Origin of the sequence: Arthrobacter sp. efr-133-R2A-120 (assembly GCF_030209835.1) — a bacterium.
Taxonomy (GTDB): domain Bacteria; phylum Actinomycetota; class Actinomycetes; order Actinomycetales; family Micrococcaceae; genus Arthrobacter.
Genome location: NZ_JARVRF010000001.1, coordinates 45770 through 69261, shown reverse-complemented (window position 1 = coordinate 69261; position 23492 = coordinate 45770). Strand labels below are relative to the sequence as shown.

The 23492-nt window shown below is 63.8% G+C and carries 15 protein-coding genes and 3 pseudogenes; 5 read left to right on the top strand and 13 right to left on the bottom strand.

The window, feature by feature from the left end; all coding sequences use genetic code 11:
- Positions 1 to 124: 124 nt before the first annotated feature.
- Positions 125 to 376 (bottom strand): annotated as a pseudogene (locus QRN52_RS23880) (site-specific integrase); the annotation flags it as partial.
- A gap of 109 nt (positions 377 to 485) precedes the next feature.
- On the opposite strand from QRN52_RS23880, the gene QRN52_RS00290 reads away from it, so the two are divergent.
- Positions 486 to 896: an SOS response-associated peptidase family protein gene (locus QRN52_RS00290; RefSeq protein ID WP_284750814.1), complete on the top strand. Its 411-nt coding sequence runs from the start codon at positions 486 to 488 to the stop codon at positions 894 to 896.
- 626 nt (positions 897 to 1522) lie between these two features.
- Here QRN52_RS00290 and QRN52_RS00285 read toward each other — a convergent pair.
- Together QRN52_RS00285 and QRN52_RS00280 are read right to left on the bottom strand one after the other, a co-directional pair.
- Positions 1523 to 4726: pseudogene (locus QRN52_RS00285) on the bottom strand (DNA polymerase III subunit alpha); the annotation flags it as partial.
- A 5-nt stretch (positions 4727 to 4731) separates the two neighbouring features.
- Positions 4732 to 5019 carry a DUF6504 family protein gene (locus QRN52_RS00280; RefSeq protein ID WP_284750813.1) on the bottom strand — a complete coding sequence of 96 codons (288 nt, stop codon included), beginning with the start codon at positions 5017 to 5019 and terminating at the stop codon, positions 4732 to 4734.
- Between the two features lie 272 nt (positions 5020 to 5291).
- Between QRN52_RS00280 and QRN52_RS00275 the strand changes: the two genes are divergently transcribed.
- Positions 5292 to 5441: a hypothetical protein gene (locus QRN52_RS00275; RefSeq protein WP_284750812.1), complete on the top strand. Its 150-nt coding sequence runs from the start codon at positions 5292 to 5294 to the stop codon at positions 5439 to 5441.
- A gap of 5 nt (positions 5442 to 5446) precedes the next feature.
- Here the strand turns inward: QRN52_RS00275 and QRN52_RS00270 are convergent, their stop codons facing one another.
- The 10 genes and pseudogenes from QRN52_RS00270 to QRN52_RS00225 all read right to left on the bottom strand — a co-directional run bounded on the left by QRN52_RS00270 (position 5447) and on the right by QRN52_RS00225 (position 18472).
- Positions 5447 to 5977 carry a hypothetical protein gene (locus QRN52_RS00270; protein ID WP_284750811.1) on the bottom strand — a complete coding sequence of 177 codons (531 nt, stop codon included), beginning with the start codon at positions 5975 to 5977 and terminating at the stop codon, positions 5447 to 5449.
- Positions 5978 to 6202: 225 nt separating this feature from the next.
- Positions 6203 to 6745 (bottom strand): hypothetical protein, encoded by a 543-nt coding sequence (locus QRN52_RS00265; RefSeq protein ID WP_284750810.1) that lies wholly within the window; start codon positions 6743 to 6745, stop codon positions 6203 to 6205.
- On the bottom strand, positions 6742 to 7632 hold the full coding sequence (locus QRN52_RS00260; RefSeq protein ID WP_284750809.1) for a hypothetical protein: 891 nt from the start codon (positions 7630 to 7632) through the stop codon (positions 6742 to 6744). The genes QRN52_RS00265 and QRN52_RS00260 overlap by 4 nt, the downstream gene beginning before the upstream one ends.
- Positions 7633 to 9532: 1900 nt before the next feature.
- A pseudogene (locus tag QRN52_RS00255) lies at positions 9533 to 9751 on the bottom strand (IS110 family transposase); the annotation flags it as partial.
- A gap of 1501 nt (positions 9752 to 11252) precedes the next feature.
- Complete coding sequence (gene cas3 / locus QRN52_RS00250) at positions 11253 to 13808, bottom strand: CRISPR-associated helicase Cas3' (protein WP_284750808.1); 2556 nt, start codon at positions 13806 to 13808, stop codon at positions 11253 to 11255.
- A gap of 2 nt (positions 13809 to 13810) precedes the next feature.
- A complete protein-coding gene (locus QRN52_RS00245) occupies positions 13811 to 14434 on the bottom strand; it encodes a type I-E CRISPR-associated protein Cas6/Cse3/CasE (protein WP_284750807.1) in 624 nt (207 codons plus the stop codon).
- A 77-nt stretch (positions 14435 to 14511) separates the two neighbouring features.
- Positions 14512 to 15189, bottom strand: a complete 678-nt coding sequence (gene cas5e, locus QRN52_RS00240; protein ID WP_284750806.1) for a type I-E CRISPR-associated protein Cas5/CasD — start codon at positions 15187 to 15189, stop codon at positions 14512 to 14514.
- Positions 15186 to 16319 (bottom strand): type I-E CRISPR-associated protein Cas7/Cse4/CasC, encoded by a 1134-nt coding sequence (gene cas7e / locus QRN52_RS00235; RefSeq protein ID WP_284750805.1) that lies wholly within the window; start codon positions 16317 to 16319, stop codon positions 15186 to 15188. Before cas7e ends, cas5e begins: the two co-directional genes overlap by 4 nt.
- A gap of 1 nt (position 16320) precedes the next feature.
- Complete coding sequence (casB, locus tag QRN52_RS00230; RefSeq protein WP_284750804.1) at positions 16321 to 16932, bottom strand: type I-E CRISPR-associated protein Cse2/CasB; 612 nt, start codon at positions 16930 to 16932, stop codon at positions 16321 to 16323.
- A 4-nt stretch (positions 16933 to 16936) separates the two neighbouring features.
- Complete coding sequence (locus tag QRN52_RS00225) at positions 16937 to 18472, bottom strand: type I-E CRISPR-associated protein Cse1/CasA (RefSeq protein ID WP_284750803.1); 1536 nt, start codon at positions 18470 to 18472, stop codon at positions 16937 to 16939.
- 719 nt (positions 18473 to 19191) lie between these two features.
- Between QRN52_RS00225 and QRN52_RS00220 the strand changes: the two genes are divergently transcribed.
- The 3 genes from QRN52_RS00220 (at position 19192) to QRN52_RS00210 (ending at position 22613) form a co-directional block, all read left to right on the top strand.
- Positions 19192 to 19908: a hypothetical protein gene (locus tag QRN52_RS00220; protein WP_284750802.1), complete on the top strand. Its 717-nt coding sequence runs from the start codon at positions 19192 to 19194 to the stop codon at positions 19906 to 19908.
- A gap of 147 nt (positions 19909 to 20055) precedes the next feature.
- A complete protein-coding gene (locus tag QRN52_RS00215) occupies positions 20056 to 21135 on the top strand; it encodes a YaaC family protein (RefSeq protein WP_284750801.1) in 1080 nt (359 codons plus the stop codon).
- Positions 21136 to 21395: 260 nt separating this feature from the next.
- Positions 21396 to 22613, top strand: coding sequence for an IS1096 element passenger TnpR family protein (locus tag QRN52_RS00210; RefSeq protein ID WP_284750800.1), 1218 nt, complete (start codon positions 21396 to 21398; stop codon positions 22611 to 22613).
- Positions 22614 to 23492: the final 879 nt, after the last annotated feature.

Genomic DNA, 23492 nt, shown 5'->3' with positions numbered 1-23492 from the left:
GCCAACGCTCATAAGCTCGTCGGGTCAACCAATTCGCATCAGAGCACAACCGTCCGGACGTCGCGTTGAGCCGACCCGACGGGACCGGGTTGCCAGAAATAAATCCCATTCCAACGGCAACATCGAAGAGTGCCCGGATTGACACCAGATTCCGATTCAGAGTCGAGGGAGAAACTCCCGAGGCGGCGGAACCAAAGTTTCCGCCACTCGGATCATCACCGAAACGGCGCCGCTCCATAAAAGCGTTCAGATCGCCGCGGTCCGCAGTCAGCCAGTCACGGCCCGGTCCTAGCCACCGGAAAAACAACGCAACGTCGGACGCGTAACTCGCCGCAGTGTTTGCCGAATGATGGCCACGCGCCCATTCAACAACCACGGGGTGCACCTCCCCGTCCGCCGTCACCGGCACATACAACGGCTCAACCCGCGACCTCAAACCCGGTGAACCTTCCAGCACCCGCTCCAACCACGAAGGCCGCTCCACGATGCCATTCAGGGTGCTCAAGCGCACCACCAACACCCTCGCCAGATTTCTAACCACCGGGGCTGATTCAGAGGTCACGCCGCAACACTATCCAAAGGATGCAACACATCTCGGTTACGACATAAGGCTGCTGTCTTGCACGATCCTGACCATGCCCGCTCCCCCGCTGGACTCCGGGCCGGCCTCCCTGGCGCAGCTGAGTGCGCTGCATGACCGGATGCCGATCCCTCTGGCAGCCGGCACGATCGACGCTTGGCTGGACCCGCGGGACAAGGACGGCCTCGGCCTGCTGGATCTCGTGCGCGGCGAGGCGTACGACGTCGCCGCAGACTGGGCCATCCGGCCCGTCGAACTCGTCAAGGACGAGGACGGGCGGCAGCGCCTGGAAACAGTGGCCAACCCCATAGTCTGAGGTCCGATCCTCGCTTATTGACCCTCCGCTAAGTGCCGATTGCCTTAGGAAGCGCCAAACGGCTGTGAACCTAAGGTTCACAGCCGTTTGTCAACTGCCTTAGTGCGAATCGTTGAGCACGTCGATGAGTACGACGATAAATCGCCCTAACCCAATGACGCAGCTCAAGATACCCAAGGTTTGGTTGTGCTTTTGCTCAGCCATCTTGAGTCCTCCTTCACTTGGAACGGAGGTGCAAACTACTCTTTTTTCCTAACCTAGGTTATGAAAAAAGAGTAAGAAGGCGTTACTGTAGTTCGTGTAGTCACTACACAAGGACAGGCCCCTTTTGTTTGCACCAAAAGGACACCAAACTTGCAGAAGAACCCGGTTCCCGCCGGGTTCTTCCCTTTAAGTAAGGTGTGGGGCCGAAGCCCTGAGACCAGTGTACTGGGAACTTCGGGCAAATATCGGTAGACAGCAACCGCTCAACGGTCGACAGCGGCAGCCCTAGGGCCTGCGCGCGCCAATCCGGCCAAATTCAAGGGCAGAGCCCTTAATAATCCACAGGTCTATCCACAGACCGGCCCTCAGCACTGTTGGCGGCGCCTGGGAACGGTGGCGAACCCCAGAAGCAGGGCGACGGCGGCGAGGTCCCAGGCGTTGCTGGCCTGGAGGGACATGCCCCGCGGCCCGGTCCGCCGAGTGGTCCCTTCGATGAGCAGCAGGTTCGTGGAGAACAGGATGGGCGGATCGACTTTTTCCTGGGCGTCGCTGAAGAAGGTGGCGTCGACGCAGCCGGTGCCGTCGTCGATGCTGATGAAGACAACGCGTTTGCCGCCGCGCATGGGCGGGGTCTGGGTGGCAACGCGGATCCCCGCTACAAGGACCTTGGAGTTGTTGTGCAGGTTCAGGAGGTCTTTGGCTTTGGTGACGCCGAGCCGGTCAAGGGCTGGCTGGTAGGAGTCGATGAGGTGGTGGCTGACGTCCAGGGCCAGGATGTCCAGCTCTTCCCTGGTGATCTCCAGCTCCGTCAGCTCGGGCAGGCCGTCCGGGATCGTGGGGGCGTCGATGGCCGGGAGCGGGAGCGCGAGCTGTCCGGGAATGACCTGCAGCCGTTTCGCGCTGCGGGTGGCCTGGTTCCGGGCGGCGATCGCCGGGCGTGTCCGTTTGCTCTGCCCGGTGTAGAGGGTGTCCAGGGCACCGACGAGGGCGAGACTCTGGACGGTGGAGGCGCGCAGCCGTGCCCGTTCCTTCAGGTCCGCCATCGAATCGAAGGGCCGCTCGGTCAGGATCCGGTGGATTTCCCTGGCCTGGATGCCTTTCACGTCCGCCAGGGACATGCGGATCCCCAGCCGCCCGTCCTGGGTCTGTTCGGTCACGTATTCGTCGGTGGACCGGTTGACGTCCAGGGGCAGGATGGGGATGCCGAGGCGCCGGGCCTCGGCGACGAGCAGGCGCTTGGGGTACATGCCGGGATCGTGGGTCCAAAGCCCGGCCATGAACTGGACCGGATAGTGGGTTTTCAGCCAGGCCGACTGGAACGTGGGCTTGGCGAACGCTGCCCCGTGGGCGCGGCAGAAACCAAAGGACCCGAAACCTTTGACGACACCCCAGACCTTCCCGATCACCTCCGGGGCGTAGCCACGTTCGGCGGCCTTCTCGAGGAAGAACTTCTCAACCCCGGGAAGGCGGTCCTCGTCGCTGAGGAAGCGCCGCAGCACGTCGGCGTAGGCGAGCCCGCAGCCCGTGAAGGTATCGATGATCCGCATGAGCTGCTCGTGGAAAACCACGATCCCGTACGTGTTCCGCAGGAACGGTTCCAGGTCCGGGTGCAGCTGCTCGACGGGTTCCCAGCCTCCTCGCCGGTTCAGGAAGGGTTTGACCATCTCGGCCTGCATCGGGCCGGGGCGGAAGAGGCTGATGTCGGTGATCAGGTCATCGAACACGGCCGGCTGGAGTTTGCCGACGAGTTCGCGCTGGCCCGGGGATTCGATCTGGAAACACCCGAGCGTGTAGGTGGAGCGGATCAGTTCGAAGGTCGGCTCATCATCCAAGGGCACCGCTTCCAGGTCGACGGTCTCCCCGGTGGTGCGCCTGATCTCGGCGACGGCGTAGGCCATGGCCGACTGCATCCTCACACCGAGGACGTCGAGTTTGATCATGCCCATCGGGTCCATGTCGTGCTTGTCGTACTGGGACATAGGCAGGCCCATCCCGGACGACTGCACTGGCGTGCGGTCCAGGAGCGAGGTGTCGGAAAGGATCACCCCGCAAGGGTGCATGGAGATATGCCGAGGCAGACGGTCCAGGCGCTCGGTGATGTCCACCAGCAGATCCAGCTGCCGGCTCCCCTCGACCCGTTCCGCCAGGTCCCGCAGCTCGGGCTTCTCAGCCATGGCCTCGCGGAAATGGGAGGCAGAGAAGCGCCAGAGGTTCTTCGCGATCCCGTCAATATCGTCCGGGTCTATGCCAAGGACCATGCCGGCGTCCCGGGCAGCGCCGCGGGCACGGTATCCGGACTGCATGGACATCAGCGTGACCCGTTCCGGGCCGAAGCGCCGGAAGATCTCGTGGTAGATGTCGTGGCGCCGGGCGGATTCGACGTCGATGTCGACGTCGGGCAGGGTCCGGCGCTCGGTGCTCAGGAACCGTTCGAAGAGCAGGTCATGGCGGATCGGATCCACGAACGAAATGCCGAGCGCGTAGTTGACCAGGGAGCCGGCCCCGGATCCACGGGCCGCGGAACGGATGCCCATGTCCCGGATGAGCCGGGCGACCTCGGCCACGGTCAGGAAGTACGACGCGAACCCCAGATCGGCGATAGTGTCCATCTCCAACCGCAGCCGCGACTACACCACCTCCAAAGCAGCAGTGCCAGCGCCTGTGTAGAGGGTGTTCACGCCGGCACAGGCCCGTTCCCACAGCACGGTGAGCGGGTCACCCGTGATGCCGATGATGGAGGCTTCGGGCATGACCGGCACACCCCAACCGGCATCTCTGACCGGGTCGATCCGGCACCGGTCCGCCAGCTCCTCAGTATTGGACAGCAGGGCCTTCGCTGCGCCGGCACCAGCCTGACCGACGGCGGCTATCTCCGCAGCGAGGGCCTGCATCATCGATCCGGGTTTGAGCCAGGCCTGGGCCGTCGGTTGGACCCCCGTCTCGTCCAGACGGCGCAACGCCCTGACGGCATCAAGGATGTCCGCGGTGATCGCCCCGTCCGGGAGAACGTAACGGACCGCGTTGCTCAGCACCGCCTTCACCTTGGCTCGACCAGCCAGACGAAGCATCCTGGTCGCGTGGGTGTGGCTGAACGGCAGTCCGGGCGCGGAGAGATGCGAGACGACCTCAACCCTCAGTGCTTCCCTGGGCAGGACCGCCAGCCACTGTTCCATCAGAACCATGCCGTCACCACGGGTCCCGACCTTGAGCCCGACGTCGGACAGCGGCCCAAGCAGGACGGTCCCCACGGGTCCGGTCTCGGTGAGAAGGCGCGCCGCGATCTCCGCCCTGGTCACCGCCACGGTTTTGCGGGCATGGGCGGCGGACACCAGCCGGCAAAGCGCCGCGTAGCCGGCGCCCTGATTGTGCCCGTGCGCAAGGACAACAACCCGGCCACCCACGGTCCCGGTGTCGTCCAGGACGGCGAGCTCGACCCCGAGGATCGGATCGATCCCTGCCGCAACGCACGCACCGATGTGCTTGGGGATCCCATAGAGCCCGTCACGGTCAGTCACGGCAAGGGCGTCCGCTCCCCCGGCCTTCGCCGCGGCCGCCAGGGTGTCCGGCCAGTCCACCCCGTAATGGGCGGAAAACGCAGACCCAACATGCAAGTGAATAAACATCAAGACTTCTAGCCGAGGATCCGGGCCAACACCCAATCAGCATTGTCACGGACCAGCTCAAACACGCGCTCGGTCGAGCGCCCTCGCCCTGCCGCTGTAATCCGCCAGGTCTCCGTCTCCAGGACCTGCGGGCCAACACCTTTCTGAATACGGTCCTGTTCAACCCACCACGGGCGCCGCGTGTAGAACCTCAACGGCGCCTCGGTGGTCCTGTACTGCCGGTCGCGCCACTCAAAACCCAAGGGGGATCCGTCCGGAGTTGTCCGCACTACCACACGCTCATCAACATCCAGCACTAGAACACACCTTCTAATAGAAAAACTGTTAATAGAATATGCGTTCGACACTACGTGTCGCCACCGACAGTTTGAGGCGAGCCCGCGAATCCTCGGACTGGCGCCTCAGTTCCAGTATCTGCCCGTCGGTCACAGGGCAGCACTCTCACTCTGCCGCTCCGGGTTGAGGCGTCTCAGATGGCACTGCAAGAGAGGCCTTCCCCTGATAGCCAGCTACGCGCCGGCTCGCCGCCGTGAGAACATCTGACCGCCCGTCAGGCAAACTTGTAGGCGTGGAAGTTGAACTAACAATCGAAAGCCCGGAGGGCGAGCAGAGCCATGTCAGCGCGCCCGGCGCCACCTACGAAGACGCCTTGGCCAAGGCAACGAAACTCGTCCCGGAAGGGTACCGGCGTATCGTCATCCGCAAACACCTCGACTGAACCCTCTACCGGCCAGGGTTGGTCCTGACTCCGGGGCCGGAGTAGATCCGGCGCCAGTATGCCGCTTCGGCGTTCGTGAGTATCTCGTAGATCCTCTCCACGGTGAACTTCCCCAGATAGGGGCGTTCATCGATGGTCAGGTCTCCCAAGGACTCCAGTGCGGAAGCCAGGAGTACATCATCCATGACCGAGGGTTCCACCCAATCCCGGACGCCGTCCTCGGTCAGCTCTTCCCACGTGTAGGGAGAGGTGGCGATGGCCTCGCGGACTGCGGAGAGCCGTTCCCTGGCGCTGTGACTGCGGGACCTGCTGTAGAGGCGCGCCTGGTAGAGATCGGAGGTCACAGACATCAACTGCGCCTTCACGAAAGGCGAACGCGGGGCAGCGTGAGCGTCGGTGACTTGGTATCGGGGCAGTGCGTGGTGCCGATGGTGTAGTTGTTGGCGGATTTCCCTGATCCGGTGGCCGGGGCGAAGCGCGATTGCAGCGGGGCTACCGTTGCTGTTGCTGCTGTCCCGGATGTTGTTGCGTGGCATGATGTACGTCCCGACGGTGGGCCAGTATGTGCGCCTTCCCTCATGGTATTCCCGGTGTCCGTGGGGTTGAAGATGATCTTCCCAGCTTCTCTGGCTTAGCGCTGGGGTTGATATGCGTGCGCAAAGTTGTGCATACTTATGGCGTCTGGAACGTTGAGCTCCAGAAAGTGAGCCCGAGACCCGGCCGGACGACCGTGGCGCTCGGGCTTCGCGTATTTGGGGCCCCTAAACGTCGATGACGTCCTGGACGACGGGGCGTATGCGCGCCCGCCATTCGCCTCCGCGGGCCCAGCACCAAGCGATCGTGTCGGGAATTGCTAGGAGCGGTTCGCTGTTGCGGACGTAGTGTTCGTAGCTGATCCTTTCACCCGCTCCTGCGGCACGCGTCAGTTCTATCATCTGCTGCCGGTCCCAGCTGCGTAGTGTCTCGTCGAGGTCGAATACAATCTTGGCCCGCTCGTACTTCGCGGCATCGTTCACGAGGGCTTTCAGGCATCGGGAGCGGCGCTCTTTTTCGGTGCCGTCCCGGCCGGCGTCGTAGATCACCGCTTTGATCCCGAGTGTCTCGCCCATTGTGACGATCGTGTTGGCGATTTTACGTTTGCGGGCATCGCTTTCTGCCTTCATGTGGAGGCTTCGCTGTCCTGGAAGGATGAGTGCACCTATCTCCTTGCGTGAGACGGCGAGCTGGGATGGGATGCCGGTCGCGGCCGCGACGAGGTAGCCTTTGGCTTTGGTCTCGTCGACGTAGATGTGGGAGCTGTTCACGGGGTGTCCTCGGCTGGCTTCTTCTTCGCCTTCATCTTCGTTGGCGCAGCGGATTCTTTGCGGGGCTTCGCGCCGGTTCGGGCCTTGAATTCGGACTGCGCCGCCTGTTGGATTGCCGTTCGGGCCGTGTAGCTGAAGGGGGCTGTGAGGCTGTACCAGTGTCGTTTGGTGGTGCCGATCGCCGAGAGGGGGGCCTTGACCCATTCTTCGCGGTCCTTGAGCAGTCCGTGTTTGTTCAGGTCCGCTATCCCGGCCTCTACGGACCGTGACGAAAGACCGTACCACTTTGCGGCGTGTTCATTGGTCAGCCAGACCTCGGTCTTGTTGCTTGTCTCAGCTGCGATGATCAAGAGCATGGCCAGGCCTGGCATGGTGAGCTGTTCGAACCATTCCTCGGTCCAAAACTCACGGGGCAGGACGAAATAGGTCTCTCGGCGGTCGTTTTTGATCCGGCCTGGTTTGGTGTATTTGGCCTTGCCATCTTCACGACGTGGAACAACGGCGACGGCGCGCGGGTGCCGGTGTCGTTCGATGAGCCCTCTCCGCTCAAGGTCGGACCATGCGCTCGAGACGTTCGTCGGGGTCCATTGGCGGCCCCGGTCCGTGCGTAGCGCTCTCGCCCAGGTCTCCGCAGGCAGGAAGGGGTTGTCCTGAGTCTCAAGCCACGGCCAGACAGTCAGCAGCAGCAGGTAAAGCTGCAATGAACGCCGCTTGCGGTCAGTCACCATCGGCCCGAGCACGCTGGGCCGGCCCTCGGCGTCGGCCGGAAGCTCTGCGAGAATGTGTCGGACCACGGTGTAGCCGCGCCCTGAGATCTTCAGTACATGCTCGCGCGTCTCCGCAGGAGTGACCGTCTCATCGGGAGCTGCTGCTGTTGTCGAATCCATGTGATCAGAATACGCGCTCCATCCAGCCTGTGTTCAGGCCAACACCGCCTCTGAGTTTCGGTTTCGTGCTTGTCTATGTGAAGCCATTACCTAATACCTCGATGCGATACCCAATGATGCGATACCTTGCGATATCCAAACTCTATTGCGGGACTTCGCGCCCAGGGCAGTTCTGCGTCAGCGGTTCGGTCACGCGGACAATGAATCCAGATTTTTCCCTTTACCAACGATGCCCTGAGCGGGACATACCACCGACCGTGGCAAAGGCGACTTTAGAATGGGGTGGCGCCATGAAGGCGATTGCTTGGTTCTGCACAGGGGGGCGTCGGTGACCGAGACCAGCTGGATATCGTTCACGCAGCTGATGGTGAACATTGTCCTTGGCACCGTGACCGTAGCGTTGTTCATTCAGGGTCAACGGGACCGCAGTCGGGTGGATGAGAACCGGAGCAAAGAACAAGCCTCCAAAATTAGCCTGCTCCGTCACGAAGTGTCCGAGCGGACTCGTAGCGAAGGCGGAGGATTCGCAGAATCCTGGTCCATCCGCGGAACGAACGTCACCGTTCGCAATGACTCCGATCTTCCCGTCACCCAGGTGGACGTTTACACATTTCAACGCTCGCAGTGGCGACAACACTCCGATCCCTTTGCGCGTCGCAGTCGGTACCTGACCGAGAGAGTCCAGTTTCCTCAGTTAGCCTCACAGCCGTTCGGGTTGAGCGTCCTTCCCGGGGAGGCCTTGGTCTACGACGACAAATACCTGCCCTCGTCCGATCTCGTCCTGAGTTTTACGGATGGGGCAGGAGTGACGTGGGTCAAAACCACCTTCGACGGGCAGCTCTGGCGGGCGAGGCCACGACCAGTCACTCTGCGATCCAAAGTGACCCAATGGATCGCGAGGACGCGGTGGCTTGGATGGCTCGCCTGGATCATTCACACGGTTCCCTTCAATCACGCCACCCGCCGTTTCAGCCAGACCGAGTCAGGTATTCCCTGGTCGGCATACTGGGTGAGATTCACCTGGGGCTCCTGCCCTATCGGAGAACCGGACCCTTGGGAGTTGCCTATGGGCGCCCCTGCCCGTGACTGGCCGTATGACTTGTGGATCGACATCGCGAGGAGACACCAGCAGCGCCTACGGCGAGGTCCGTGCGGTATTCGAAGGTCACAACAGTCGGCGTCTCACAAACGGGAAGGTCCACGCGCTAAGGCAGAGGAGATTCCCGTCCCTCCACAACCTCGGGCAATGACACCCTAACCCGGCGGGGATTCCACTCCCGCGGAGCGGTGCAAGGCCCTGACATCCACCGGATCCGGTCGCTCGTCCAGCGGTCTAAGGACCGCGGGCGGTCTTTCAGGGGCGAATCTTCTATATCTGTCAAGCCGTGGTCGGGATGGTGTCGTCGGCGGTGTGGGGTGCGTTCAGCGGGTGGGACCGAAGTACGCCTGAAACCTCCGCGCATCTGAGGAAAGTAGACGACGAGACGCGTAGACATGCGCCAGGAGCGACCATAGAGTCGATATTGATCCTATTTCAAGGGTTACGGACTGGGTCAGCCGGAACGAGTCCTCAAGATGCTTCCCCCGCAACTGGTTCTACTGCTCATGTTGATTGGCGTGGTGATGACTTTCCCCATCGCCATCTATGAGTCGCGCCGCCCGCGTCAGAAAGGCAATCCGTGGGGTTCCCGGCGGATCGCGCTTATGAGCCTGGGTTTCACGGGCTGCATGCTGTCCCTAGCTGCAACCGCTGCACCGGTCATAATGCCCCGCTAGCAAAGCCCTGAATCAGGATGCCCGGCTGCTGGGACTCAGTGATATTCGTCCCAATGCAGGCTGTGATGACCAGCCCGGCTAGTTGCCCGCCGCCTGTTCCGGGGGGGCGAATCTTCCCTATCTCTCAAGCCGTGGTCGGGATGGTGTCGTCGGCGGTGTGGAGTGCGTTCAGGGAGCGGTAGAGGTGGCGGGAGAGGTATCGCTTGAGGCACCGACGGATCTCACGCTTGGTTTTGCCTTCGGCGGTTCGTCGTTCGATATAGGCGCGGGTGGGTTCGTCGTGGGCTGTTCTAACGACGATGGCTTGATGGATGGCCCGGTTGAGGCGTCTGTCGCCTCCCCGCTCGCGGTATGACTTCAGGCGGGCGCAAAACAAACAGTCTTCCTACAGGGGGAAGACGTCGCACCGCGGGTTTTGCAGCGGGCCTTGTGGGAAACATCCCCACGTGGGCGGGGAAGACCACGGTGATGAGGTTGTTCACGAAGTCGTCCTCGGAAACACCCCCGGGTGGGCGGGGAAAACCCGAAAAACACGGGTGTGGACTCTGTGAGACGGAAACACCCCCGCGTGGGCGGGGAAGACGACCTGTGTAAGCGCATCAACTGTGACTACCGGGAAACACCGCCGCGTGGGCGGGGAAGACCTTCGGGACAGCCCGCCGCAGTCATTCCCTTTGGAAAACACCCCCGCGTGGGCGGGGAAGACCAGACAGTCCACGAACCTTGATTCATAACCATGGAAACACCCCCGCGTCGGCGGGGAAGATATATGGTACCCGTTCACCGGCTACATGGAGCAGGAAACACCCCCGCGTGGGCAGGGAAGACTATTGCAGCATGAATGCCTGGTTGGCGGCCATGGAAACACCCCCGCGTGGGCGGGGAAGACACCGTCATCTCATGGTCCGTGTCGAAAGTGATGGAAATACCCCCGCGTGGGGGCGGGGAAGGCAATGCAACTGCAACCCCGAACACCAGCGGCATGGAAACACCCCCGCGTGGGCGGGGAAGCCATCACGTCCAACACGGCGGTGCCGTTGGCCTTGGAAACACCCCCGCGTGGGGGGGGGAAGACGGGAGATTTCGTATCTTATCGGGATAAGCGGAGGAAATACCCCCGCGTAGGCGGGGAAGACCATTGGCGGGTGACGAGGGTGATGGGGCAGACGGAAATACCCCCGCGCCGGCGGGGAAGACTTGTACATGAGCTGGTCGTTGTTGACGTAGAAGGAAATACCCCCGCGTAGGCGGGGAAGACCGGGCGACGATGAGCTGGAAGGTCACCATTTTGGAAATGCCCCCGCGTGGGCAGGGAAGACTGGGTCATTCTCTCGTTTTGCGTGTGTATGTAGGAAATACCCCCGAGTGGGCGGGGAAGACCGCCATTGAGTGTCATATCCGAGGTCGGAAAGGGAAACACCCCCGCGAGGGCGGGGAAGACTGGACGAACGCTGAGGGCGCGATCTACGACATGGAAACACCCCCGCGCGCTGGCGGGGAAGACTTGCACTCTTCGGCCATCTGGGTCAGCCAGATGGAAACACCCCCGCCCGGCGGGGAATCCGCATGCACGGCGCTGTCCATCTTGTACCCGTAGGAAACACCCCCGCGTGGGCGAGGAAGACGGGGGTGTGCGGGGTTCTCCGTGTCGGCTCATGGAAATACCCCCGCCTGGGCGGGGAAGACGCAAGCTGCGCGGTGGAGGAAAACTGCCACATGGAAATACCCCCGCGTGGGCGGGGAAGACAGTACTTGCCTTTCCGTCCCACCGTGTGTAATTGAAACACCCCCGCGTGGGCGGGGAAGACTCCGTGAGAGGGCGACTGTTCGGTCTGAATATCCCACTAGTTGGCTCCCAGATCGATGACACCGAGGATCGGGTGGTAGCCGAGGCCGGCTTGTCCGAGGATGATCGGGACCATGGATTTGAGGACCTTCGAGGACGGGTTCCATGCGTTGCCGGCTTTGAGGGATTGCCTGGCGAGTTTTCCGTTGAGCGGCACGGTGGCTTCCATTGCATGGCGGAGCGATGTTCTGTCCTGGGGGTCGATCGCTTCGAGGTCGGAGACGGAGCCGTGCCATGCTCCCGGTACGCTGTTGTTTCCTGACGGGTCGATGAACATGGCGGTGAGACTGGGTGGCTCGATCAGCCGGGTTGCCGTCTGCTCATCGACGTCGTGGCCGGTGAGCCGCATCAGCGATTCCAGGTCCGCGTGCGGATCGGTGAGCTCGAGGGTGTCGATGACGATGCCGCCGGCTTTGGCGTACCGGCGTGCTAACTCTGCCAGTTCTTCCTGCTCGGTCCAGTCCACCTCGTCGAGCCGGAGTGAGGATGCTTCGACGAAGTCCTGGCTGTCCTCGGGCATGAGCAGACGGCTGCGTGTCTGGAGGTGGACCCAGACGCGGTCCAGCTCGGAGGCGAAGTACGGGAGCGCGCCGCGCTTTCCGTCGCCGCGGACAATGTTCAGTGGAAGCTCATGAACGCCGGGCAGCCTGGAGGCCCGCCGCGGGTCCTCGTGGCGCCAGACTCTGCCGGCCCGCTGGATGAGCGAGGGTGAAGGTGCAAGGTCTGTGCTCATGGCGTCCAGGTCGATGTCCAGGGATGCTTCCACGGCCTGGGTGCCGACGAGGACGGTGCCGGTGCCGGTGCCGCCCTTGCCGATCTCCTGCAGGAGCCGGTCGGCGGCGTCCCGGCGATGCCCTGCGGTCATCCTGGAGTGCAGGACGATGGGCGTGATCCCGGTGAGGGCGAGCTTCCGGGCTGTCTCCTGGGCACGGCCCACGGTGTTCAGGACGATGCCGATCCGGGCGTCCGGTGCTGTTGCCCGCAGGGTGGTGGCCCAGTCAATATGGGCCTGGACCGGGTCGGCGGATTTCGTCTTGGTGATGGCGATGCCGTAGCTGGCCTGCTCCAGTTTTCCGGCGACGCCGGGGACGTTCTCCTGGGACGGGAAAGTGATTTCCAATGGCCCCCAGTCTTTGTCGTAGGCGGTTGCGAAGGCGTCACGCTGCCAGCGCGGAAGCGTGGCGGAGAGGATCGTGACGCGGGTTCCGGTGACGCCCCACCAGCTCATCAGCTGTTCGGCGAGGGCCGACTGGTACTGATCCATCAGGTGCGCTTCGTCAATGACGATGTGGGCGTTGGCGATGGTCAGCAGGCGAAGGTGCGCCCATTTGGTCCGCAGCGATCCGGCGAGGACCTGGTCAATCGTGGAAACGGAGACGGGGGCCAGCAGACGTGCGGTGCCGTTGCGGAGGAACTCCGACGGGATGAGCCCGTTGTCGGCGGTGCCGTGACCGTCGGCCTCGTCATGGCAGTCCAAGGACTTGATGTCGGAGGACAGGGCGTAGAAGTCCTCCACGCTGGCGAGCCGGTGGGCCAGTTCGGCGACGTTGCCGGTGCCTTGGTAGGTCTTCTGGACCCGCTTCATCATGGCGTTGGTCGTGGCCTGGGTGGGCAGGGCGAAGATCAGCCGCTCGTTGCGTAGCGAATGGCGCAGCAGCGCGGCCTCGGTCTTGCCGTTGCCGGTCGGGGCCATGGCCATCCAGAGTCCGTCGCCGGACTGCAGTGCTGACTCCTGCAGCGGGCGGAGCTCGAAGTCCCCGGTGATGGACGTGTGGGCGTCGGCGAAACCGCGGTAGACGCCGAGGGTGCGGGGCAGGCGGCGGGCGAAGAACCTGGTGCGGTGCTCCATCCAGCCGGCGTGGTCGTCAGGGTCGAGGACTCCGGCACGGATTTCCTCCTGGGCTTTCCGGACCGCGTGCCATTCGGAGGCGGTGCGGTCGGCCAGGACAACAAGCCCGGAGATCAAGACTGCGGCCGTCGTGGATCCGCGGGGCGGTTCCCGGTCGGGGTCGAGCCCGACGGCCGTCAGGACTGCCGCGCGCAGTTCGGTGCGGGACGTTGCCCAGGCACCGTTGGCGGAGTTCCTGAAGGCTCTCGACGCCGACGAACCGGGCACCTGGAATTTGCCGTGGTGGCCGAGAGCCGTGGCCGCCAGCCAGTTCCCGGCAACGTCATCACCGGACTTCATGCCCCCGCCGGAGAGCGCCATGGCCGACACACTCTCGTGGCGGCGCAGGTGCCCGAGGCGTTCCGGCGGGACGTCCAGGTTATAGCCGGCTCTTTCCAGAGCCGAGCGTGTTGCATCGTGCCAGGGTTCCGCGGGGGCAAACAGCTGGGCCGCGAAGACTGGGTTGGCTTTCCCGAGGTCGTGCAGCCCGGCGGCGGCGGCGACCCAGGCCCGCGCGTCAGGGCCGAGGGCGTCTTCGATGAGCTCCCGGAGCCCGTCCCGGAGCCAGAGGTCCCACAGGACCGTGGCCGACGCGGCGGTGTCGAGCAGGTGGCTGATCAGCGGGTAGGGCTCTTCCAGGCCGTGGTGCTTGCTCCAGAGCGGCACGGTCAGCCGATGGCTTTGACGGTGAGGAGTCCGCAGCCGTAGTTCTTGGCCCGGCCGACGCCGCCGACCATCAGTGTGGCCAGTTGTGCGGGGTCTTCGACGATGCCGAACCCGTCGACGAGGTCCGTCTGGACGGGCCTTCCGGTGCGGTCGCCGAGCACGTTCCGGTCATGGTTGATCAGGTCAACGTCGCGAAGCACACCCGCGAGCTTGCCGCTGACCCAGTCGGTCATCGTGTCGTAGCCCTCCACGGGTGCGTCATCGCGGGGGACGGGCACCACTCCCCCGCCTTTTTGCCGGCGGACGGCGTTGACGGCGAGCCGGAAGGCCACCGGGGTCCCTAAAGCCGGGGCTTCCCCTTCTTCACGAACGATCATGCCTTCAAGTGTCCCCAGGGGTTTCTGTGCGGAGCGGATCAGCAGTGCTCCAGGGAAGCCCGGCGCGGCGGGTTCGACACGGAAAATGATGCCCGCGGCGGCGCGGGGGCTCTCGCCGCCGACGTGGCCGAACATGTGCATGACGGTACGGTGGAGCTCCTGTGGATCATTCAGCGCGCGCGGTCCGGGGCGTCCGTGCCGGCCGCTGAAGACCGTGTGGAGCGGGGCCATGGTAAGAAAGGTGCTCATGGTGTTCGATCCTCTGTCTGGTGCGGAGATGGTGGGGGGTCGTTTGAATTCCCCCGGGGGCCGGGGACGGTGTTCTTCTACGGGGCGGTGCGGGCTGGAATGGACGTCCGGGACGACCACCATTCGAGACGGACATCGGGAGCCTCGCACGTCACCGTCGGCGTGCCGTCCGGGTAGCTGTTGTCCCGGCCGTCGAGAATGTGCAAACCGGGGCTGACCGATCCGCACGGAGCTTCCGTCAGCAGTCCGTCCTCGCCGATTCCCAGCAGGAGCGGGAACGCCGGGGCGAATGCCTTCCGTCCCAGATACGGGCTGAAGCCCGGCCCGGCGAACGCGGCTGCCAGTTCACCGATCCGCTCCGGATGGCCGACCCTGACGATAAACTCGGCCCCGGCCAGGTAGGTCCGCCGGACGATCGAGGTGCCCTTTTGCGCATCGGGGGTGAAGGACGCCGGGGCGTTGCCTTTCTGCGCGGAGGCAGCCCAGATGCGTTCGATGAAGACCTGCGCTTCGGGGCGCGGATTGATGGTCTGGAAGTCTTTTTCGATCCGGCCCGGGTTATCCACCCGCACCTCGATCTCGAGCTCCTCCAGCCACCCGGGCCATTCCCCGCGCCGGGCCCCGAGCGCGGCCGCGATCAGGCCGGTGATACCGCTGCGGGTCGGGATGTCCGCGGTGTTGACGTGGTTGCCGCTGGCCCGGGCGCCGGCCCAGGACTGGTAGGGACCGGCGAACCGCAGGTACAGGCTGCTCATTCAAGGATCCAGTCCACGATGCTGCCCACGAGACCCTCGACGTCCGTCTTGTCGGCCTTGAAGGCCTCCAGCCCTTCGACGGTGCCCGCAACGCGTGCGGAACCGAAGTTTCCGCCGTCGAAGGCCAGGGCCGCCTCGCGTGCTTCGGCGAGGCGCCGCACCGCGGCGGCAGCGTAGCCGCCGTCGTCACCGGGCAGGACGGGGGTCTCGAAGTCGTAGGCGAGCCGGTAGGACTGCTCCTCGGCCAGGACAGCCAGCGGGGCGACGTACGGTGCGGTGGCGTTCTTCTTGCCGGCGGGCAGCTTGTAGATGAGGGCGTGAACCATGAGCTCCAGCTGCTCCCGTGCTGTCGACGAGTCCAGGCCGGTCCAGTTGGTCTTGAGCTGTTCGCGGTCGATGGTGACGGTGCGGTAGAACACCCCGGAGGTGTGGGACGCGACGCCGAGGAAGGAAGCTCCCTTGCCCTGGGCCTCGCTCGGGCTGTCATCGACGGTGGAGAAGTAGTCGGTTTCGATGACGACCTTGTGCACGGACATCGCCGGGCTGACCGCGATGGCCGCCGCGGTGCTGGCTTGCGGGGCGGAGGCGAACATGCGGCCGAACGCGGCGATGGACAAGGATCCCGTGAGGCCAGGCTCCACGAAGTCAATCGCAACCTCCGCGCCTTCCTCGTTCTTCTTCTTCTGCGCGGCGGTCGGTTCCTTCCGGACTGTCACGGCGCCGGTCGCGACGGCGGCCGCGGCGGTTTCGATCTCTTCCATGCTCAGCCAGGAGCTGATGCCGGATTCCTTCACGGCTTCTGAGGATTCGGCTGCCCCTTCGTCTGCGGCCGAGGACTTGACCAGGCCGGACACGAGCTTCTTGGCGTCCCGGAGGGCGGTCTTGGGATCGAGGTCCGGGTTGATCACCTGGGCGCGGTCCGACACCAGGGCGGCAAGGTTGGTTGAGCGGACCGACCGGTCCAGGGAGCGGACCTCGTAGTCGGTGCGCGCGGCGCGCTTGATGGACTGGCTGGAGAGCATGCCGCGGAGTACCCCGCCGATGACGGCCCGCTTCGGGGTGCCGGAGTCGTCACGGTTCAGGTTGCTCCACGGGATGGTGTTGACGATGTGCAGGGTGAGGTTTTTCAAGTTAGAGCTCCTGGTTCGTGTCGGTGGTGTCCGCGGGCATGATGTTGTCGTTGGTCCAGGCGCCGTAGTAGTCGCCGATCGTTCGGGCGCGTACGGACTGTGAGGCGTCGGTGAATCCGTTGCCCCAGCGGGTGATGAGACCGGCGATGGCGTAGAAGTCGAAGACGATTTCCGTGCCGCGCGCCAGATCCAGGAAGCGCCGGATCGTGGACACCGCGGCCTCGAGGTCCTGCTCGTGGAAGGTGGCGAGCCGTGCAGCGATGAGGTCCGGCTTGGCCGGGTCCAGCGTCGCGTCCTTGGAACGGCTGATGCTCAGCTTCTTGAGCGAGGCGCCCAGCGGCACCCGTTGCCCGTGCTTGACATCAGGGTAGGCAGCCGCCAGCCCTGCAGCCCGCAGATATGCGGTCTTGTCGCGGGGCTCTTCGACGAACCCGAGCACCCACGGGTAGGCGTAGTGCTCCGTCGCCTGGTCGAGTCCGCGCGCGACACTGGAGCGGAACCGGGGGTCTGACTTTCGTCTGGCGAGTGTCTGGCCCATCAGGGCATTCAGTGGATCCTGCGCTTCGGCCATGCCGGTGCCTCCTTGATCGGTGGTGGCTGCGGGATGTTTCAACGGCTCACCTTTCGTTCCTTGTGGTGCTCGTCTTCGGCGGGGCCAGGCCCAGAGCCTGTGTAATGTTCCAGGCCACCCTGTTGCGAGCGGTCATGATGAACGGTGCTAGCTTGGCGACGGGGGCCGATGCCGTGACTTCGTCGAAGGCCGCGAGGGCGGCTGCCCGCACATTCGGCCACACGGCCGGATCGACGAAGTCACCGGAGCCGTTGATGATGAATTGCTCGAACGGCTTGGCGACCTTCTGCCAGAAGGCTGTTTCAACATCCGTGCGGCGGTCGCGGATGGCGGTGAGGCGCCCTTTTTCCGTGAACGGTTTGCAGACCTCTGCGCAGGCGGCCTTGACCAGCCGTGAAGCGTCGGCGACGGCGTCGGCCCGGTCTTCGTCGATGATCCACTTTTTCGGCGAGGCCACGAGCACCTCGGTCCTTCGGACGACGGGTGACGAGGCGCTGCCTTCGACCAGATGCCGCAGGAACATGATCTGGTTCTCATCCTCCGCCGTGATCACCGTGCCTTTGGAGCGGCTGCGGACAGCGGAGGAGAGGTTCTTGGAGTTCCACTCCACGGCAAGGTCGGTGGTGCTGTGACCGAAGTCGAGCCGCTGGGCCTTGCGTTCTGATGACAGGACGATGCCCTTGGCGTTCTTCTTTTCGGTGTCCACGTAGAGATAGAAGGTGTCTTCCGTGTTCCTGGTATCCCACCAGGTCTTCGCGGCCACCTTGCCTGCGCCCATGCTCGGAGGCATGTGCGGTGACCCGCCGGTGGACACGGCGGTCATGCCGGTCTCTTCCCAGCGGCACAAGGCTGTGTTGGAGCCCCAGGTGGCCCGCCATAGCGGGTGTTCCGGTTTGCCGGCGCCACTGCCGGAGACCTTGCATGCCGGATCCGCCCACGCCGGCAGTCCTGCCCCGTCGGCCCAGGACTTGGGAGTGTTCAGCAGGATGGTTTCGAAAAGGCTTTTCCCGTTCCAGAGCACTTCGGTGGCAGTGTAGCCAACGCCCGGGTACCGGATGCCGGGGGATCCGTTCGCGCAGGCGCGGCCCTCGAGCTTGTTGTTCCCGCCGAATGAGTAGTGGTGGTGCACCACGAGGGCCAGGACGGCATCGGCGGGAGAGAGCGCTTCGGGCAGGGCGCTGTCTGACCAGAAGTTCTCGGCCCGGTCAGCCGGCATCCACGGCAGCAGTTTCTTCACCGGGGCGTCCTTGCCGGCCTTGGGTGCTTCCGGGCCGGCGGGGATCTGGAGGAACGGCCGGACAGGGTCCGCTATGTTGCTGGCAGGGGCGAGCAGGGCAAGTGCCTGATCAACAGCGTCGGCATGGAAATGTGCGCCAGGTTTGCCCTGGTACCGGATTACCAGGGCTGCCACCGCGGTCAGATAGCGGATATGGGCGCCGGCCTGGATGCCGTTGAGACTGGCGTCGAGCCCGCCCGTTTCGTGGGCCGTCAGGAGGGCATCGCGGACTGTCATCGACCCGGCCGAAGTCTTGATCCATGGAATCCTCGTGAGCGTGCAGCCGTGGGTGTCGGTTTCTGTCATGCGGTTCCCCAAACGTTGGACTGGGCAGTGCGGCGAGCATCGGACGGTACTGCTGTGGAGACTCTAAACTTCAAACCTGTCTAGACATTCGATGGACGATCATCAGCGGCCACGTGTCGAAAGGGTTGGCAGCCTGCCGGAGAGCAGCCGCCTGCCGTCTCCCTTCCCCTCCTGGGCTGCTTCCGCTTACCCAACCGATGCTAGATGTGGGCGCCGACAAAATGACCGTGATGGCCGGGAGATCTCACGGCGGAGTTGTAGAGCGAGACTATGCCCGGTGCGCTCCGGCAGAACGCGACACGCTTCGGGAGCCGGCGGGCACGCGGCCGGCGCACGGTCGACTTGTGGCGTTCCACTTCCTTGGAACCAAGTCACCATAGTTGGGACACTCCCTCGCGGGATCCGGATTGTCAGTTTCAGAAGTCCTCTGCACTGGATCCTGCGGAAGTACTGGGCTGGTGCAGGCGACTCCTGACACGGAAGCGCTCGAAGTCGTCCGCACCTGTCGTCGTTTTGTTCGATGTCGCGTGCAACAACCATCAGCACGAGGGCCCGATAAGATCCTCAGTGTGTTACTTTCACCGTCCTCCTCACCCAGCGCTCCCGCGGAGCCTTCGACCGATGCCGCTACATCTTGGGCGGGGCAAGCCTTCAGCGTCCTGGGCCGATGGTTCGGAGATATAAGCGGTTCCCTGAACGCGGCCGGAAACAGCTCGTGGATGCACACTTTGCTAGACGGGCTGGTAAGCGCCATCATTGGGGCGCTGGTCGCCCTCTTGGTCGTCTACTTCACCGTGAAGGCACAAAATGCCAGCATCCATGAACAGCTTCGGACGCAGCGGCGGGAGAATGCGCGGGCCCGCGAGCATGCCGCGGCCGCCGAAGTGCTGCGCACGCTCCAGGGCATTCAGGATGCAGTGGGAAGAGTCCGGATGAGCAAGACAGATTCCGGAGTCGTGGTAAGTAACGTTGAGTCAACCCGTGATGCCCTCCAGACGTTGTGCGCCGACCTGCGGGTCGGATTCGAACGGCTCCGGCTTGACCTCAATGAGGACGATGATGCAGTCATTGAGGAATTTCTGCGCTGGGTCCGCGACCTAGAAAACAGGGCGCGGTTCTACCTCGAGTTAACCGTCAGCTACGCGGAAAATCCGCCAGAAACGCGACCCCCGGGAACCTTCGTAGACATCCGGGATCAGATGGTCAAAGTCCTAAGCAGCGTCCAGATCATGTCCTCCCAGATTGTCGCGTATGCCCGCTCTGATGACGCTGCGCGGAAGAATGCCGCCAGCTTCTTGCGCGAGGCCAGAACCCTCGCGCGCCTGGTTGACGTCGGGACTAAGTCTCATGCCGAGTACTACAACAAATTCCTACGCCGTCCTGGCGACCCTGAGAGCCCGGTACCTAATCTGCCGCAAGTACCGGTAGCCAACTGATGTCAGCCAGGGGTGTACCCGAACCTGACGGAGGACCCGTGAGCCAAGTAATCCCCTCGGGATGACGGTTCGCCCGAGGGCAACGGATTACCCGCCGGGCAAGGAAGAGTCTCGCGGCGCGCAGCATCTGGCGCATAGTCTTCCTGAATGACGACATACGCGGATCTTCAGGCCGTTCCGATCAAGCAGATCTGGCAGCAACTACGGGCGCTCCGTTCTCAGAAGATAGGCCGAGCTGCGAAAGGCGACCGTCAGAATACGTTCAATGCTGCCCTGGAACAGGCGGAACAGCTGTTCACCGCCGGTTCGACCGTCGGCACGGCAACCCAGCCCATATTGCTCTTTTACGGTTTGTCACAGCTTGGCCGGGCCATCGCTGCCGCCTCAACGGAACTCGACAACAGTGAGTACCGACTTAGCGGGCACGGCATTAGCGATCAGCTCAACGGGGCTGCCTCCCAAGGTCTCGCCCAAGTACCCGTCCGCGGCGGGGGCAAAGGTGCGTTCCCGGTGGTAGCCAAGGCACTGAAGGCCTCGCCCATGAGCCAGGAACTCCCCCTGGGCGATATCTGGGGTCTACTGCCCGATGCAGAGCGATTCGCGCTACCCGGAGACGCCGGCCTGCAACGGCTCATACTTGAGCCGGAGGCGCCGCACATTATGCGGGGTTCGGAGTGCGCAAGGGGACGCCTCTACCCGCTGCCTGTCGGCCTGCAAGTGAGCGTCAAGGATCCTTCCGTAGGCCGCGATGTGATCCCCGGGGAGGAGATCGAAGAAGAGCACCAGCTACTCCGGAAGCACCTTGAGCCCTATCCTTCTCTGGCGGGATGGCGCCTTCCGGATCCAGCGGGCAGGATCCCATACCAGCGCGGCTCCTACGGCTCTGAGACCTGGCTCCACGTTCCGACCGCTTTCCCGAAATCTGCCCCGGAATCGGAGAAGGCGGCATTGGCCGGACGCGCGACCGAATACCGCGGCATCCTCTCCGTGTACCCGAAGTTGGACGACTCGAACCTACCTGCCCACCCATTTTTGTTGTGGTGGGCCGTGCTGTTTACGCTCTCTCGTCTTGCCAGGTACGAGCCAAATGTCTGGTTGAAACTGACATCGGTCTCAGAAGATCCAAGTGCAGTCCCAATCGAATACATTCTCAATGAAGCAATCAAAGCTGTACCGGAGCTGGCGCTGAGCGCAATACTCAGCGTCTCCGCCATGAACGTCAGCTAATGATAGAGCCGCTCCGTGCCGCTCGACAGCCTTCAGTGAGCATCTTGTTGCGGCGCGGGTCGCCCGCTGAGGGACGCTTGGCAAAACGGGACAGCAGAGAGCCACGATAGAGCCGGATCGCAGGCACATCATCGCATTCAAGCCCGTGCATAGGTTTTCGCTCATCCTTGTCGCGGAACAGGGCCCTCTTGTGGGATGCCGGCGCCCGGGCCCTGCAGTCACGCGACTACGGCACCGCCGCGGCGTGCCATCCTTGGGGTATGGCACGAACTTGGTTGTCGCTGACGGTGGAACTGCTCGGCGGTCGTGGCGAGGAGCTGTGGCCCTGGCCCGGGCGCATGTTCGCGGTCGGCCCCTCGCACACCTTCATGGATCTCGCCAACGCCATCAACGATGCCTTCGCCCGATGGGACCGCTCACACCTGTCAATGTTCACTCTGGCTGACGGCCGGATGATCACCGACGAAGAGACCGGAACCGAGATCGCCGGATCGATCCACGGCCCGATCATGGCGCCAATCGACATCGCTACTGCCAAGGTCACCCGGACGCTGGAGCCGGGGGCTGAGTTTCAGTTCACGTACGACCTCGGTGACGCCTGGACACACCGATGCGTGGTCGGGGAGGTAAAGGTCGACCCGCTTGAGGTATTGGGTATCCGCCCTGATGCCCCCCTGCCGTACTGGGGCTGGGGCAGCATCCCGGACCAGTACGGGCGCCGGTGGGCCGCCGACGACGGCGAGAGCCCGGCCCCGGGGAAACCGAGCCGGCCGCACCCGATGCTGCTGCACGCCTGGCCCGCACAAGTGCAGATGCCCCTCGACCTGTCCGAGCTGCGTGAAGCCATCGCGGCGCCAGATGCGGCCCGCTTCCTCGCGGCGGTGACCGGGCCCGACATCGATGACGCTCTGCAACAGGTGGGGGCCGGCATCTCGATGGCGCTGGAGCAAAGACGACAGGAAGCCGAGCCGGTGGCACTCTCGGTTATCAACCGGCTGACGTGGCGCGACGGCGCCGGGGACCGGATCCTGGCTGAGGACCTTCTAGCCGCTCTGCGCCGCGAGCCGCTGACAGGCAAAGTGGTGCCAGTAGACCTGGACATGCTCAGCACCGTGTTGGAAGGGGATCCCGAGCTGTCGACCGGTGGCTACCTCGACCTACACACCGGGCAAGTCTACGACGACGGCGCCACTGACCCGATGATCGTCGGGGAGGACGCCGCCATCGACGTGGAGGAGGAGCCGGAGCGTTGGCTTCGACTCCACCGCACCGGTCCGCGGAACGGCGGGAGGGACATGGCGGCCTTCGCCGAGCGGCAGCACAATGACGCCCTCCGGGAGCGGCTGGAGCGGGCGATCGAGGGCAAAGGTGCCTTCTTCCGGTTCCGCGACATCGTCCACGGCGAGAACCTTAGCGAACAGTGGTACGCCTTCTCCACCGACCGCCAGATGGGGCCGTTCCCGCGAGTTCCTCGCTGACAATGGCATCCGCGTGGGCTGACGACCCGGGCTCGGTCAGCGCCGGCGCCAAGACCGTGGCCCCCGCCGCATACCCTCAACCGTGGAGCAGCTGACTAGACCGATCGTGAGGTTCCAACCCGGGGTCACAGGAGCGTCCCAGTGCAGGTTCCACAAAAGGGACGTGAAGTGGTCGTGCAGACGACTCGGGAAAAAGACACAAAACTGTCAGTTTGAGCCCTAAGACCCCCGACACCGAGTGTCAATAAACTATTTAGACCACCCTAGCCTGACATGATTCCAGATCGCTGTCCTGACGTCAGTTTGGGGTATACCTCAATCGGACACACACTGAGTAGCCGTTGCACTAGCGACACCTCCCCGCTGCCGGGGACATCTCCCCCGTGGCGTGGCCAGCCGATCCAATACCTTGCTCCCCCACGGCCGGGCGGTCCGCCGGTCCAGAATGGTTCGCCCGATCCCCCCAGTACAGTTCCAGCATGGCAGTATTCACCGCTCTGCGCCGGCGCACCCGGTCCTTCACAGACGCACGGACATCCGCGCGGCGGCCAGGACCCCGGCTTCGGCCTGAGCCTGTTCTCGGTCCGCCTTGGCGGCAGTAAGCCCGGGAACCACGCCCGGCGCCGAACCTTGGCCATTTCTCCTCTAGCGCCTGCAAAGCGAGGTGACCACCTAGAGCTCGTTGTGCATCCTGCGGACCCCCGTCGAGCTCCCCATCGCCTCTCCACCACCGCGGGTCCCCGTACAGGAACGTCGGCAACGTCGAGTAGGGCCGCCTCGGTCGAGCTCAGCCAGGAAAGTACCGTGACCCAATGGACTTGCATCCATTCACGCTTCCATTCATGCATGCATGAAAGCTTGCTTGCTGGTCGAATGATC

What these genes read in the sequence shown, in the direction of transcription:
- QRN52_RS00290 (WP_284750814.1), top strand. Translation starts at nt 486, where the DNA reads ATGCCATTCAGGGTGCTCAAGCGCACCACCAACACCCTCGCCAGATTT.
- QRN52_RS00270 (WP_284750811.1), bottom strand. Translation starts at nt 5,977, where the DNA reads ATGCCACGCAACAACATCCGGGACAGCAGCAACAGCAACGGTAGCCCC.
- QRN52_RS00260 (WP_284750809.1), bottom strand. Translation starts at nt 7,632, where the DNA reads ATGGATTCGACAACAGCAGCAGCTCCCGATGAGACGGTCACTCCTGCG.
- QRN52_RS00245 (WP_284750807.1), bottom strand. Translation starts at nt 14,434, where the DNA reads ATGAGCACCTTTCTTACCATGGCCCCGCTCCACACGGTCTTCAGCGGC.
- cas5e (WP_284750806.1), bottom strand. Translation starts at nt 15,189, where the DNA reads ATGAGCAGCCTGTACCTGCGGTTCGCCGGTCCCTACCAGTCCTGGGCC.
- QRN52_RS00225 (WP_284750803.1), bottom strand. Translation starts at nt 18,472, where the DNA reads ATGACAGAAACCGACACCCACGGCTGCACGCTCACGAGGATTCCATGG.
- QRN52_RS00220 (WP_284750802.1), top strand. Translation starts at nt 19,192, where the DNA reads ATGCACACTTTGCTAGACGGGCTGGTAAGCGCCATCATTGGGGCGCTG.
- QRN52_RS00215 (WP_284750801.1), top strand. Translation starts at nt 20,056, where the DNA reads ATGACGACATACGCGGATCTTCAGGCCGTTCCGATCAAGCAGATCTGG.
- QRN52_RS00210 (WP_284750800.1), top strand. Translation starts at nt 21,396, where the DNA reads ATGGCACGAACTTGGTTGTCGCTGACGGTGGAACTGCTCGGCGGTCGT.